Here is a 15993-nt window from a genome sequence, read left to right on the forward strand (position 1 = left end):
CATTATGAAATTAAAAAGTAAAATAAGTATAGTTGGCTTAAGCTTACTCTCTTTTGCTTGTTCCAATTTGGACACAAACAATAGCGATTATCTTTTAGGAAGCCAATATCCAGAAAATGCAGAACAAGCCATTAGAGTATCTACCCCAGTTTTTGCAGGTACACAAAGCATGCTTGACAATGGCGGTTGGTGGTTTACACAAGAAATAACATCAGACGAAGCAGTTGCTCCAACAAGAGGAGCTGACTGGGATGACGGTGGTAAATGGAGACAATTAAGCAAACATGAATGGACTCCAACAACTGAAGCTGTAAGGAATTTATGGAATTTTGTATATGGAAACATACCAGCCGCAAACAGAGCTATTGAGTTATTGGAAGCGGGTGCGGCAACAAGTGATGCCGTAAAAGTTGTATTGGCGCAAACCAAAGTATCTAGAGCCTATTATTTTTACATTGCTATGGACAATTTTGGGGCAATTCCAATGCCTTTGACCTTTACAGGTGCAAATGAGTTTCCCGCCAGAACACCAAGAGCTGAAGTTTTTGCACAATTGGTTAAGGACATTAATGAAAGCATTCCTTTCTTACCAGTCCCAAAGCCAGGAATTAATAGTAGTTCTATCAATAAAGGTACTGCGTATGCTTTATTGGCTAAATTATATTTGAATGCTCAAGTATATACCGGAACGGCTAAATGGGCTGAGGCTGCGCAAGCATGTGACCAAGTTATGGCACTTGGCTACCAACTAGAAGCTAATCCTTTAGATTCTTTTAAAACTAAAAATGAAGCTTCAAAAGAAAACATCTATACAATAGCTTATGATCAAGATGCATTCAAAGGTTTTAATCTTCATATGAGAACCTTGCATTATTTATCGCAACTTACTTTTGGGATGAGTACATCTCCGTGGAATGGTTTTGCTACATTGGAAGCACACTATAACACATTTGCAAGTAACGATTTAAGAAAGAAAATGCTTTTATCAGGTCAACAATATGACATTAATGGTGGAATTATTACTGACCCGGCTGCAAATGATTCACCATTAATTTTCACTCCTTACATTCCTGAACTTCAAATGTCAAATACTGTTTACAGTAAAGAAGTGGTTAAAATGTCTGGGGTAAGAGTTGCCAAATGGGAGATTGCTGTAGGTGCTAAAGAAAACCTAAGCAATGACTTTGCAATCTTCAGATATGCTGATTTCTTATTGATGAAAGCTGAAGCACAAGTTAGAATAAGTGGTGCTGGTGCCGGTGATGCTTTAGTAAATCAAATTAGAACTAGAGCAGGACTTAGTGCTTCAAGTGGATTTACACTTAATGATATTTTAGCAGAAAGAGGAAGAGAAATGATGTGGGAAGGGCACAGACGTCAAGATTTAATTCGTTTTGGAAAATTCCAAAACATTTGGTGGGAGAAAAACAACACTGATCCAAACCGCAATCTTTTCCCAGTACCGGAATCTGCATTACTAGCAAACAGTAACTTACTACCTCAAAACCAAGGTTATTAATTAAATTAAAAACATAAATTAAGATGAAAAAATTAACTTTTTTATTAGTTGGATTATTAGGATTAACAATGGCTTCATGCTCAGATGAAGATCCAAGTATCAATATATATGGGACAGAAAAAATCACTACTCCCGCTGTTTTAGAAGCTCTTCCTGCACCTGCAGAATATGCAGTTGTTGAAAATACAAATGAAGCTGACAAAGCTGGAACTTTTACATGGACTGCTGCAACTCTAGAATATGACGGAGCTGTTGCGTATTATGTACAAATCGCCCCAAAAGGAAGTGATTTCTCTCAAGCAGTTGACGTTTTTACTGAAAGCGTTTCTACTACTTCTAAAGATTTTACTTTTGGAGATTTAAATGATGCCGTGAACAGATTAAATGCTTTATTGGTAGCTAACGCAAAAACTCCTATTGAATTTGGTTCATTATCAGATATCGATGTAAGAATAAAAGCGATTGCTGCAGTTTCTCAAGCCGTAAGTTTTTCAGCTGTACAAAGCATAAAAGTAAATGCTTACGAAAAAATAATTGTTGTAACACCGCATTTGTACTTAGTAGGTGCCCCACAAGCTCATCATGGAGGAAATGCGTGGGATCCATCAAAAGGAATAGAATTGAAATATATCGGAGACGGTACAACTAAAGTTTTTGAGTGTTATGTACAAGTTATGACAGGAGAAGGATTCAAATTTACTGGAGACGGAAAAACATGGGACAATGGGAACTATGGAACTGATGGAGCTGTTGCAGCTGTAAGTGGAGGACAAGAATTCACTTTAATCAATTCAGGAGCTAGTGCTGACCTTAAAGTTGCTGATGTCGATGGTAATGGATTATATTATGTAAAAGTGGATATGGATGCGATGACATGTAAAGTAATAAAAATGCAATGGGGAGTTATTGGTGCTGCAACCGCTGGTGGTTGGGGTGCTGAAACAGCTATGGTATACAGCTTTTCGGCTAACGAATGGTCATACACAGGAACAGATATTACTGCTGGGGAAATGAAATTCAGATCATCTAATACAGGTCTTTACATTAATGGAACTGGTAAAGAATGGACCTATAATGTAGGCCAAGCCCTATTTGTTGGTGATGGCGGAACTGGAGCAAACTTTAATGTTACTGCAGGAGCTCAACCAAAATTAAAAGTTGGTTTTGATGGAACATGTGTAGTTTCTGGATTATAAGAAAAATAAATAAATTCTAAAAAGGGCTGTCTTAACTGACAGCCCTTTTTTTATACACAAAGAGCAACAATACGAGTTCCTTAAACGGGATCGTATTGTTGCTCTTTTTCCTTGAATGCTAATTAGATAGCGATTAATTTAATGCAAAAATGCAAATAGTATTTGTAGCTTTTTTTTATCAACACTACATCGTTGTAGTTTTTATTAATAATTAACTTATGTTATATTATAAGATATATTTTTAATAGCTGATAGATTCACAGCAAATGAAAAAAGAATTTAATCTTCTGAATTATTTGTAGTTGCAAATACGAATAAAAAGAATCTTAGATAAGGTTGCGCAACCTAAGACCGAACCCGAGATTAATGTCTTTAAAATATGATTTTAAAAATTAAAAAGCGGAAGCCGAAAAGCTAATGAGTAGGCAGAGAAAATTTTAAATTTATTACAATGAAAAAAGATTTATTAAGTAAAGTAAAAGGAGCAATTCTTTCTAAAGAAGAAGCTAAAACAATTTCTGGTGGTTATAACGGGTCATTTATTGACGGCAGTCCATGCTCTTTCATTGTTTGTGGTAGTTACAGCAATCAAGGTGCGAAAGTTGCGACTCCAGCAGGTTGCACACCAAGAAACTTATACTATTACAAACCGAATCCTTCATTATATTGTGTTGGTGTTTAATCTCATTTAAAAAAGATTTAAGAGATTTTAACAAATCTCTTAAATCTTAATTTAAAAAAATAATTATGATAATACAAAGTTTTTGGTCCAAACCATTTTTAAGTAATTCTATAGATCCAAACAGCAGATTTAAAGGAGGATGGCTAAATGAAAAATATTTTTATTTTAGCATGGCATTAAGTTGCTTAAAGTTCAAAGAATTATACGGTGAGGTCAATCTTTATACAGATTCTAAAGGAGAATTTATTATAAATAAGACATTAGGAATCCCTTATTCAAATTTTATAAATTGTTTTGATAACTTAGAAACAACAAATGAAAAACTATGGGCTTTTCCTAAACTTTATACCTATAGTGCTCAAAAAAAACCTTTTATTCATGCGGATACAGATGTATATATTTGGGAAAAATTCCCTGAAGAGTTAATCAACTCCCCTTTATTTTGTCAAAATATAGAAGAAAATTTTCCAATATACTCAGAAGCATTAGAAGAAATCTTAACATTATTTGATTGGATACCCTCAGAATTAATTAATTCTTTATACAAACATAAAAAAGTATTAGCTTTTAATGCAGGGATTATTGGGGGTACTGATCTAGATTTTTTTAAAAAACTCTATTCACGGTCCGAAAAATTCATAAATAAAAATCAACATTTTTTTGATAAAATTGATGTTGGAATATTCAATATGATCTATGAGCAACAACTTGGATACGCTATTGCTGATAAAAAAGACATTAAACCTAAATCATTATTTAACAATATTGACTCCAATTTTACTCCATTGGTAAATTTTCCTTTAGCATCATTTTACACCAAATATATTCATGCAATTGGATTTGCGAAAAAATCGATTTATGCTTGCGAGCAAATAGAAGCTCTATTAATGTATGAGTTTCCACAAGAATATGAAAAAGTAAAATTTAATGGAACCACAAATTTCTTATGGAAAGATTATTACGAAATTTCAGAATTAAGAAAAAGATTTTTATTTTCAATTTTTAAATATGTAAGAGAAAACACGATAGATGTTGTTTGTAATACAAAATTTCAATTGAATCCTACAGTTAAAATTTTCGAAGATAATAATTTTAGTAAAATAGAATATGTTTCCCCACAAACATTGCAAAAAGAACAACTAAACCTTGAAGATTGGGAAAATATTTTATTGTATTTCCAAGAATCCATTTCCATTAATGAATTATGTTTAGAATTACTATTGGACAATGACATTGCTGTAAAATATACAAAAGAATCATTAACAGAGAAATTGCTGTCATTTGTTTTTGATAAATGCCTTTTACATGAAATTCTGTTACCTCATTTTTGAAATCAAATAATTTAATAAAAATATGGTTGTAAAAATTGGATATTTAGTTTCTTACGATTACGAATATTTGAAATATTCATTACCATTAATCTATGAAAATAAAAAAGTACAAGAAATCATTTTAGTTATTGATAAGGATAGATTGACGTGGTCTGGAAATAGATTTGAAATTCCGCACGCTTTTTTTGAATGGATCAAATCATTTGACACGGAATCTAAAATAAAAATCAAAGAAGATACCTTTTATAATGAACTAAATCCGCCAATGATAAATGAAAATAAAGAACGTAATTTTCTATATAATAAAATGGGGCGATGTGATTGGTATATTCAGTTAGATTGTGATGAATATTTCCTTGACTTTAGCTCATTTATGAATGAATTAGAAGAAATATATTTAGATAAAAACAAGTATCATAACACACTTTCTGTATGCGTTAAATTTGCAAATTTATTTAAAAAAATAGAAAAAGGATTTTTGATCATTTCCCCTATAATAGAGAACTGTTGGGTAGCTACAACAAATCCTATTTGTTATTATGGAAGAGTCAATGAATCAAATGAAATAATCGAATCAGACACAATTCTTGTTCATCAATCCTGGGCTAGAAATGAAAGTGAAATTCTTCAAAAGATAACAAATTGGGGGCACAAAAATGATTTTGACTCCAACAGCTATTTTAATTTATGGAAATCACTTGATAGAAATAATTATAGATACATCCACAATTTTCATCCCTTACAAGATAATGATGGAGTATGGAACGAATTAAAATTATTGCATTTTGAAAATATTGAAACATTACTAGACTATAGCGAGAATAAGTTAAGAAGGATCTTCAATAAAAGCAGATTAAAAAGTACAAAAAATAATTATTCAAAGCTTTAGATATAAGTCTTTTACATGAGATTTTAATACTCTATTTTAAAAGTAAATAATAGTATTAAGAAAAATAAAATGCTTTTAAATTCTAAATAATTTGTAGTTGCAAATACAGATAAAAGGAATTCTAGATCTATATAGGGTTGCGCAACCTGAGACCGAAACCTAAATTAATGTCTTAAAAAACTATGATTTGAAAACCCAATAAGCGGAAGCCGAAAAGCTAATGAGTAGGTAGAGAAAAAATTTAAATTTATTAAGATGAAAAGTAATTTATTAGAAAAAATAAAAGGTGCTATTCTATCAAAAGAAGAGGCTAAAACTATTTCAGGAGGCTATGATGTTAGTCCTTGCTTTCGTCCTTGCTGCCCTGCGGGAACATCTTTTATAAACCCAGTATATAATGCGAATGGTTGTACAGACACAAGACCAATATATACTTCAGCTGCAGTATCTGGTTTTTATTGTGTAAAATGCTAATTAATGAACGTCATTCAAAGTTTTTGGTCCAAGCCTTTTTTTAAAGAAAATGACGATTTGAATGCAAGATTTAAGGGAGGTTGGCTAAATGCCAACTTCTTTTTTTACTCTTGCCTGTTGAGTTGTTTAAAATTCAAACAAATTTATAAGGAAGTTGCACTCTATACCGATGATCTAGGCAAGGAATTGTTAATTGACAAATTGGGAATCCCCTATTCTACGGTACATTTAGAACTTAACGAATTACAGGATTATCCACCTGAGTTATGGGCATTAGGCAAAGTGCTAACCTATTCTCTTCAAGAAAAACCGTTTATCCATGCAGATACAGATGTTTTTATATGGGATAAACTTCCTGTTGAACTTTTAAATGCTGATTTGTTTGCCCAAAATTTGGAATTTAATTTTCCCAAATATAATGAAGTCTTAGAAATTTTACTTAATGAATTTAAGAGCATTTCAAAAGATTTATTTCCCGTTTATTCGAGAACTAAAGATGTGTATGCTTATAATGCGGGTATAATAGGGGGAAATAATTTAGATTTTTTCAAAGAATTTAAACACAAAGTTTTCGAAATTATAAACGCTAATTTAGATAAACTGTACTTGGTTGATGTTGGGGTTCTAAATATGGTTTATGAACAAATGTTAGGGTTTGAATTAGCCAATCAGAAGGATTTAGAGATAAAATTTTTGAAATCTGAAATGAATGAAGCATTTACTAATGTTATGAAATTCCATGTGGTACCCATAAAAGAGACCTATATTCATACGGTTGGGTATGCTAAAAAGTCTCTTGAAATGTGTGAACAACTAAAATACCGATTAAGATATGAATTTCCAGAAGACTATGACAAACTAAATAAAAATCTAGTAAAGTACAATCTATGCATGGCAAATGATATTTTAGATGATGAAATTCGTTTTGAATTTCTATCTAAAATTTACACTTGGTTAGAAAACACATCTTGGGAAAAGATTTTGGATACCGAATTTAAATTATCCGAAGACACACGATTTAATGAGATTACTGAAGATGAAATAGAAATCTACTATCATTCTCCACAGAAGAAGCTTGAGGAAAAATTAAAAATGGAAGATTGGGATTTTCTATTGTATTATTTTGAAACCCCAATGAGTATTAATAGAATTGCTTTGGAAATAATAGAAGACAAAGATTTCATGGAAAACATTACCCCAGATGAATTAAAAGAAAAAATATTCTCTTTCGTAATGGATAGATGCATCTACCATCAAATTTTATTACCTATAAATTTTAATTAAAAAATGAAGAATTTCACATATCTCAAAAAATATTTAAGAAAAAATCAATATTACAATCTAGAAGATGAGTTCCATATGCAATTAGAATCTCATCCCAATTTCCCGAGTCTGTATGCAATACTAGATACGTTCAATTTCTTTGAAATCGAGAATCTTGCAGTAAAAGTTGAAAAAGAAGAGCTGGAAAACCTTCCACATTCATTCCTTTCAGTAGTAAATTCAGACACTGGAAAGGAAATTGTATTTACAGAAAAAAATAAAAACAATCTAACTATAGAATTTTCAAACGGTTTCAAAAAAAAGATTTCCAAAGACGAATATTTAACGATCTGGACCGGAATAATTGTTGCTATTGAAGCTAACCCAATAAATGAAAGTCATTTCTTATCTTCAAACAAAAAGCACAATGTAATAATTGGGGCTGTTTTTGTACTCTCAACAAGTCTATTTTTTTTAGTAAACAAAGACAACCTGATTACAGGTATATTTTATTATTTACTCTTACTAACGGGTTTGATTATTAGCTATTTTTTAGTGCGCGAAGAAATGGGTTTACATAATGATTCCATTTCAAAAATATGCAATGTTACAGAAAAGGCAAGTTGCAAAGATGTGATGTCATCCAAGGGCGCAAACGTTTTTGAAAATGTGAGTTTAAGTGATATTTCGATACTTTATTTTAGTTCGCTGACATTATTTTTTGTTCTTAATTCTTTTAATTTAAATAGTTTTATTTATTCAATTATAGGGGTTTTTAGCATTCCTATTATCCTATACTCAATCTATTATCAAGGATTTATTATAAAAAAATGGTGTCTTCTTTGCTTAGGTATCGATACAGTACTTCTATTACAACTAATAATAATTTCGTTTAATTTCTCTCTCGAACTGAATTCAATTGCAATTATTTCCTTTTTTTCTGGAATATTGATAGTTATCTTATTTTATTTTAGTGGTTATGAAATTAAAAATAGAATTCAAAAAATAAGTAAATACGAGATTACCGAAATACAAAATCAAAAATTAAAACGAAACTATTTTGTTTTTAAAGCGTTATTAAAAAATAATCAAAAAATAGATGAAGAGCATTTAAATTCTTTACAAACCATTGTGATAGGCAAAATGGAATCACCAATTACTTTGTTTTTGGTCTTAAGTGCCTCCTGTGGACATTGCCATACCGTTTATGAAAAGGCAATGAAATTGGTAAAAAAAAATCCAAATGAAATAAAAATCCAACTCATTTTTAACATCAACATTGAAAATACCGAAAATCCAAGTAATTTAATTTATAAACAAGCCTCCAACTATTATTGGTCTGGAGAAGTTCATAAAGCTATAGCCTCGTTAAATGATTGGCATATTGAAACAATGGACATGGAAAAATGGAAATCCAAATGGGAGAACAATCATCTGGAATATACCTCTAAGATGATTCCAAATCAATATAATTGGTGTTTAGATAATGCTATTCATTTTACTCCCGCAATTATTCTTAATGGATATATTATGCCCAAAGAATACCAAATTAATGATCTCAATTATTTTATCGATGAATTAATTGAAGAAAAACTCTCGTACATTGAAAATTAAAAACTTCCCTTTCTATAAACAACCCGATTCCAAAGATTGTGGGCCTACTTGCTTACGCATAATAGCTAAATATTACGGAAAAATCATTGAATTACAGCAAATTAGAAACCTTTCCGAAACCACACGTGAAGGCAGTAGTTTATTGGGCTTGAGTGATGCAGCAGAAGCACTAGGATTTCGAACTCTCGGTATAAAAATAAGTTTTGAAACCTTACAAGATGAGACTCCACTCCCCTGTATTGTACATTGGAATAACCAACATTTTGTTGTTGTTTATAAGATTAAGAACAATACTATTTACATATCTGATCCTAGTCATGGTTTAATAACCTATTCGAAGGAGGATTTTATTAAATTTTGGATCGGAAAAAATGCCCATGAAAAAACGGAAGAAGGCATTGCTCTTTTACTAGAACCTACTCCCGAATTTCATAAGAACGAATGGGATACAGAAAATTCTAAGCAGAGTTTTAGCTACTTAACAAAGTATTTGTTCCGTTACAAAGGCCTAGTTATTCAGCTAATAGTAGGCTTAGCAGCTGCGAGTTTATTCTCGTTACTATTTCCGTTTCTTACTCAAAGCATTGTAGACATTGGAATTCAAACTCAAGATTTAAATTTCATTTACCTGATGCTTTTGGCACAATTAATGCTTTTTGCTGGACAAACCTCAATCGAAATACTTCGATCTTGGATAATGCTACATTTGAGTACCCGAATTCATATTTCCCTTGTTTCGGATTTTTTTATAAAATTAATGAAACTCCCAATCAGCTATTTTGATAGTCGTATGACAGGTGATATTATGCAACGTATCGGCGACAACCATAGAATCGAACAATTACTCACAGGAAGTTCGCTCAATGTGATGTTTTCATTAGTGAATTTAGTAGTCTTCAGTTTTGTGCTTGCTTTTTACAACATTCAACTATTCTTGGTTTTCCTTATCGGGAGTATCATTTATCTGGCTTGGATATTATTTTTCCTGAAAAAGAGAAAAGAGTTAGATTACAAGCGTTTCTCTCAAGTTGCTAGTGAGCAATCCAAGGTCATGGAACTAATCAACGGAATGCAGGAAATAAAAATGCACAATGCCGAAAAGCAAAAACGTTGGGGTTGGGAGTTTGTCCAGATTCGTCTTTTTAAAGTCAGTATGCAAGCTCTTACTTTAGAGCAATGGCAATCGGTAGGTTCCAATTTTATCAATCATCTTAAAGATTTATTGATTACATTTTTCTCTGCTACATTAGTGGTTAAGGGTGATTTGACACTGGGTATGATGCTTTCTGTACAATATATTATAGGTCAATTGAATAGTCCATTGATGCAAATGGTCGAATTCGTTCGTTCACTTCAAGATGCCAAAATCAGTCTGGAAAGATTGGCTGAAATTCACGATAAAGAAGATGAAGAGGACGTATTAAATCCTAAAATTTACGATTTAGAACATTCTGACATTACTATAAAAAATTTATCTTTTCGATATACAGGGAACCCCAATTATGTTCTAGAAAATTTGAATTTACATATCCCAAAACAAAAAACCACCGCCATTGTAGGCACCAGCGGGAGCGGAAAAACAACTCTATTAAAACTCATGATGAAGTTTTATGAGCCGAATAATGGAGAAATTACACTGGAAAATATCAAATTTGATAACATTTCACCGAGTGCCTGGAGGTCAAATTGCGGTGTGGTAATGCAGGAAGGATTTATTTTTAATGATACTATCGCAAATAATATTGCCGTAGGAGATGATTATGTAGATAAAAACAAACTTTTACATGCTGTTGAAACTGCCAATATCAAGGAATTTGTAGAAAGCTTGCCCTTATCCTATAATACTAAAATAGGAAATGAAGGCACGGGTATTTCTGGTGGCCAGAAACAACGTCTCTTGATAGCCAGAGCGGTTTATAAAAATCCAAATTATTTGTTTTTTGATGAAGCTACTTCCTCTCTCGATGCCAATAATGAAAAGGTAATTATGGCAAATCTAAATCAATTTCTCATAGGCAAAACAGCTGTTATTATTGCACATCGTCTTTCAACCGTTAAAAATGCAGACCAAATAGTAGTTTTAGAAAAAGGCAAAATAGTGGAAATAGGAACACATAAAGATTTAATTCTCCTAAAGGGGAATTACTTTGAATTGGTCAAGAATCAATTAGAATTAGGGAATTAATCATTTTAACAAAAGAAAAATGGCGAATAAAAATGTTTTAGAAGACATCGAATTGCGTTCGGAATCTGTACAAGAAGTATTATCAAATCCGCCTGCATGGATTGTACGTTATGGAATTTCCATTATTTTTATAATAATGCTATTTACACTTGTCGGCTCTTGGTTTGTAAAATATCCGGAAATTATTACTGCCAAAGCAATCATAACTTCTGTAAATCCTCCCGAAAGACTGGAATCAAGAGTCAATTCTCGCATCGCAAAAATATATGTTTCTAATTCTGAAAAAGTAAAAAAAGGAGATGTTTTGGCCATATTGGAGAGTACAGCAAATTATCAGGATGTCATAAAGCTGTCCAAAGCAATTCAAGCAATCAACACCAATTATCAGAACTTTACTTTTCCTTTTGACAGACTGAAAAACCTAGAACTTGGTGAAATTCAAACGGCTTATATTCAATTTCATAAAGCGTATATCGAAAACGAATTAAACCAAAAGTTACACCCTTATTCGCAAGAAATTAATGCTGGACTGAGTTCACAAAATGAAAATAGTAATAGATTATCTTCTCTTTATGCGCAACAAAAATTAGAATTAGCAAAACTTTCATTAAGCAACCAACAATTGAAACGATCTCAGGAACTTTTTGACAAAGGCGTGATTTCAGGATATGATTTGGAAATTCAAAAAGTAAGCAACTTACAAGCAAAACAAAGTTATGATCAAACCAATTTAACTATTTCACAGCAAAAAGACGCTATTAACCAAACTCACAAACAAATAATAGGAAATCGGATATCTCAAGAAAAAGCAGATGTCACTAATTTAAGTTCTGTTTATCAGGCACTGGATGAATTAAAAAAAAGCATCCATATTTGGCAACAAAATTACCAATTTATAGCTGTTTATGATGGCGTTTTTAGATTCCAAAATTCTTGGAAAGAAAACCAACTTATTAAAACAGCCGACTTATTTGCGACCATTTTGCCCAACAATCAACAACAATTTATGGGAAAATTAAATGTGTTATCTCAGAATTCGGGCAAAATAAAACAGAATCAGAAAGTACTAATTAAATTGGAGAATTTCCCGTATCAAGAATATGGGATGCTGGAGGGAAAAATCCAAACAATGTCTTCAGTTACGGATAAAGATGGAAATTATTTTATTGAAATCACAATTCCAAATGGTTTGACAACTACTTTTGACAAAAAAATAAAATTCGACAAAGAGTTAACAGGTCAAGCGGATATTATTACAGACGATATGCGTTTAATAGAACGTATTTTTTATCAATTTAGAAAATTGACTCTACGATAAAAAAGGAATTGGTTGGTTGATTTTTGAGATTAAAAAAAAGTGTTCTGTCAAGGCAATCCGTATTGGAATAATTAGATTTTTATATCCTCGATTTCGTTAATAATTCCAATTTGTACACCCTGTATTTATTAAAGCCATGGCAATTTTTCTTTAAAATCCAAAAACTTACTTTAAAAAAAAACTTATCTTCTATAGCTTTTCGAATTTATGTATATATACTAAATCACATAACAAAAAATAAAGTTTTAAACACTACAACGTTTTCGTAATGCTTTAAACTCAAATGCTTCCATTTAACAATCTAATAACCTTACCTTTAAATAATATAAACTGACTTATATTAAACTTATGAAAAAAATATTACTTTTATTATTGCTATTTGTTTCGTTGGGTAGTATTGCTCAACAGCAAACAGCTACTTATTCCATAAGTCCAGCTTCTTTTGAGGAAACCACTTCTATTACAATTACGATAAATGGCGGTAGCATCAATGAAAGCACTTGGGGTGTAACAGGGAATGCACTCTATTTATGGGCTTGGGCTTTTGACTTAGATGATACAACCCAAAAAGGGACTCCTCTAAATGGTTCATGGAATGCATCTGATGAAGCCAGCAAATTTACTTATAATGCTGGTAGTGATACTTATACTAAGACATTCGTACCAACTACCTATTATAACACAACCAATATTGGAAAAATTGGTTTTTTGATAAAAGCCAAAGATGGAACTGGTGACAAAAAATCGCAAGATATGTTTGCCGAAGTAGGTTCTTTTCAAGTTACCCTTACTTCACCTGTACAAAACAGTACTACTATACTTGCTTCCGGAGGAAATCTTTCTATAGCAGCAACCAATAGCAATGGTGTTGCCAGCTATAATTTAAAATCAAACGGTGTAAGCATTAATACAAATGCAAGTACTTCTAATTATACATTCAATCACACCAACATTACTTCAAACCAAAACTATGAATTGGAAGTAACTCAAGGAGCTACTACTGTTACTAAGAAGTTTACTGTAGTCATCAATCCAAATACCGTTTCACAAACTATTCCTGCCAGTTTGCTCGATGGAATCAATTACAACCCAACTGATGCAACCAAAGCAACTTTAGTTTTAGATGCACCTTTAAAAGATTTTGTTTATGTGGCAGGAAGTTTTAATAATTGGCAACCAGGTACATCTTATGCTATGAAAAAAGATGCTACGGCTGGTTCTACAAAATTTTGGATCGAATTGACAGGACTAGTATCAGGAACAAATTACACTTATCAATATTGGGTCGGTGAGACAACACCTATCGCCAATTCTCCAGCATTGGTAAAAACGGCCGATCCTTATTCAACTTTAGTGCTTTCGCCTAATGAAGATTTAGGAATTCCTGCCTCAACTTACCCTAATATGCCAGTTTATCCTGCAGGTCAAGACAAAGAAGTAACAGTATTACAAACTGGGCAAACTCCTTATGTTTGGAGTACTGCAACAACCAGTTTTGTAAAACCAGAAAAAGATAAACTCGTAGTTTACGAACTGTTGGTAAGGGATTTTGATGCCAACAGAAATTACCAAGATATAATCAATCGTATTGATTATTTTAAAAATTTAAAAATCAATGCTATTGAACTGCTGCCTGTAATGGAATTCGAAGGAAACGAAAGTTGGGGATACAACACATCTTTCCACATGGCATTAGATAAATTTTATGGCCCTTCAACAAAACTAAAAGAGTTAATCGATGTATGCCACCAAAACGGAATTGCAGTAATTCTGGATATAGCCTTAAATCATGCTTTCAGAAGAAACCCAATGATTCGTATGTGGATGAATGATCCCGATGGTGATGGATATGGTTCTCCAACTGCAGAGAATCCTTATTTCAATACCGTTGCTAAACATGCTTATAGTGTAGGAGAAGATTTGAATCATTCTTCAACTTATACTAAAAATTATGTAAAAAGAGTTGTCAAACAATGGATTGAAGAATATAAAATTGATGGTTTCCGTTGGGATTTAACCAAAGGATTTACACAAAACTGTACCGCTAGCGACGAGGCTTGTACAGGACAATACCAACAGGACAGAGTTGATATTTTAAAAGGATATGCTGATTATTCTTGGTCATTAGACCCAACTCACTACACTATTTTTGAGCACTTAGGAAGTGATACTGAAGAAAAAGAATGGGCAAATTATAGATTCGCAGAAACCCCAAGCAAAGGAGTAATGATGTGGGGAAATTTGAACAACAATTACAACCAATTATCAATGGGTTATAATTCCAACAACGATATTTCAAGAATGTATGGACCAAAACATAGTGGTTTTCTAGGGAATAGAGTTATTGGCTATGCCGAAAGTCATGACGAAGAACGTTTGATGTATAAAAATTTACAATATGGGAATACAACAAATTCAGCACATAATGTAAAAAATTTAAACATTGCTTTATCAAGAATGTCTGCAATTGGAGCTGTATCATTATTAGTACCTGGTCCAAAAATGATATGGCACTTTGGAGAATTAGGATGGGACTCTTCTATTTTTACTTGTAATAATGGAACCGTAAATACTTCCTCAGATGCCACATCTGGAGATTGTAAATTAGACACAAAACCACAACCTCAATGGGTTAATAACTGGTTGGGAGACAACGTAAGAAACAAAATCTATTACGATTGGTCGAGAATGATTGGATTAAAAACTACTGAGCCTGTTTTTTCAGGTATAGCTACTATGCCATCAGGAACGACATTAACCCCAAATATTAAAATCACAAATAGTGCTTTGGCCGATACTGAACTGAAAAATGTTCTTATCATTGCCAATTTTGACGTAGTTACGCAAAATGTTGCAACCGGTTTTCAAAGTACCGGATCATGGTATAATTTAATGGACAACACACCATACACCGTGACTAATGCCAATGCTACCATTACTTTACAACCCGGTGAATTTAGAATCTACGGAAATAAAGCAACTACTTTGGTTACTACCGATTTTGAAGCTTTAAAAGCAATCTATATTTACCCAAATCCAGCTTCTACTTATTTTAAATTAAATACGACTACTACTAAAGTTCAACTTTATGCTATAACAGGCCAACTAGTTAAAACATTCAACAAAAGTCAGGCTAAAGACCATCAATATAGTGTTAGTGATCTAGATAACGGAATGTATCTTGTGAAAATTTATAATGAAGAAAATCAAGTAAAAGTGATGAAGTTCATCAAACAATAAATTACCTATTATTTCGAATTAGTTTAAATTAGCCATCAAATTAAGTTTTGGTGGCTTTTTTTGGTTCAAAAAATAATCAATATAAACTACAATTATTAGGGCGAGACCCCATTATAGCAAGGGGCAAACTTTTTTAGAGAGCGCTTGTTCGCCCCCTTACCATAATGCCGTCGGGCTATCCGCTCTACTTCGGTAGATAGCTTCTATCCCTCTCCCAATCCCGTTTTTACAACACCTTTATTGGCTAAACTCTTCATTCTATAAACAAAAAAACAGCCCCTC

At 32.3% G+C, this 15993-nt stretch carries 11 protein-coding genes; all 11 read left to right on the plus strand.

Annotation, left to right across the window (positions count from 1 at the left end; translation table 11 throughout):
- Positions 1-4 precede the first annotated feature (4 nt).
- The gene (locus KZH69_RS16035; RefSeq protein WP_219318488.1) at positions 5-1519 is read left to right on the plus strand and encodes a RagB/SusD family nutrient uptake outer membrane protein; all 1515 of its coding nucleotides are present in this window, start codon (positions 5-7) and stop codon (positions 1517-1519) included.
- 23 nt (positions 1520-1542) lie between these two features.
- On the plus strand, positions 1543-2715 hold the full coding sequence (locus tag KZH69_RS16040) for a SusE domain-containing protein (protein ID WP_219318489.1): 1173 nt from the start codon (positions 1543-1545) through the stop codon (positions 2713-2715).
- A 451-nt stretch (positions 2716-3166) separates the two neighbouring features.
- On the plus strand, positions 3167-3397 hold the full coding sequence (locus tag KZH69_RS16045; protein WP_219318490.1) for a hypothetical protein: 231 nt from the start codon (positions 3167-3169) through the stop codon (positions 3395-3397).
- Positions 3398-3462: 65 nt separating this feature from the next.
- Positions 3463-4728, plus strand: coding sequence for a DUF6734 family protein (locus KZH69_RS16050; protein ID WP_219318491.1), 1266 nt, complete (start codon positions 3463-3465; stop codon positions 4726-4728).
- Positions 4729-4750: 22 nt separating this feature from the next.
- Positions 4751-5617, plus strand: a complete 867-nt coding sequence (locus KZH69_RS16055) for a hypothetical protein (protein ID WP_219318492.1) — start codon at positions 4751-4753, stop codon at positions 5615-5617.
- A gap of 255 nt (positions 5618-5872) precedes the next feature.
- The gene (locus KZH69_RS16060; protein WP_219318493.1) at positions 5873-6091 is read left to right on the plus strand and encodes a hypothetical protein; all 219 of its coding nucleotides are present in this window, start codon (positions 5873-5875) and stop codon (positions 6089-6091) included.
- Positions 6092-6094: 3 nt separating this feature from the next.
- Positions 6095-7375 carry a DUF6734 family protein gene (locus tag KZH69_RS16065; protein ID WP_219318494.1) on the plus strand — a complete coding sequence of 427 codons (1281 nt, stop codon included), beginning with the start codon at positions 6095-6097 and terminating at the stop codon, positions 7373-7375.
- Positions 7376-7378: 3 nt separating this feature from the next.
- Positions 7379-8968: a vitamin K epoxide reductase family protein gene (locus KZH69_RS16070; RefSeq protein ID WP_219318495.1), complete on the plus strand. Its 1590-nt coding sequence runs from the start codon at positions 7379-7381 to the stop codon at positions 8966-8968.
- Positions 8964-11153, plus strand: a complete 2190-nt coding sequence (locus tag KZH69_RS16075; RefSeq protein ID WP_219318499.1) for a peptidase domain-containing ABC transporter — start codon at positions 8964-8966, stop codon at positions 11151-11153. The genes KZH69_RS16070 and KZH69_RS16075 overlap by 5 nt, the downstream gene beginning before the upstream one ends.
- A gap of 19 nt (positions 11154-11172) precedes the next feature.
- Positions 11173-12471, plus strand: coding sequence for an HlyD family secretion protein (locus KZH69_RS16080; RefSeq protein ID WP_219318496.1), 1299 nt, complete (start codon positions 11173-11175; stop codon positions 12469-12471).
- 348 nt (positions 12472-12819) lie between these two features.
- Positions 12820-15711, plus strand: coding sequence for an alpha-amylase family glycosyl hydrolase (locus KZH69_RS16085; RefSeq protein ID WP_219318497.1), 2892 nt, complete (start codon positions 12820-12822; stop codon positions 15709-15711).
- The last annotated feature ends 282 nt before the right edge of the window (positions 15712-15993 follow it).

The sequence above is a fragment of the Flavobacterium taihuense genome (assembly GCF_019351435.1).
GTDB classification, from domain to species: domain Bacteria; phylum Bacteroidota; class Bacteroidia; order Flavobacteriales; family Flavobacteriaceae; genus Flavobacterium; species Flavobacterium taihuense.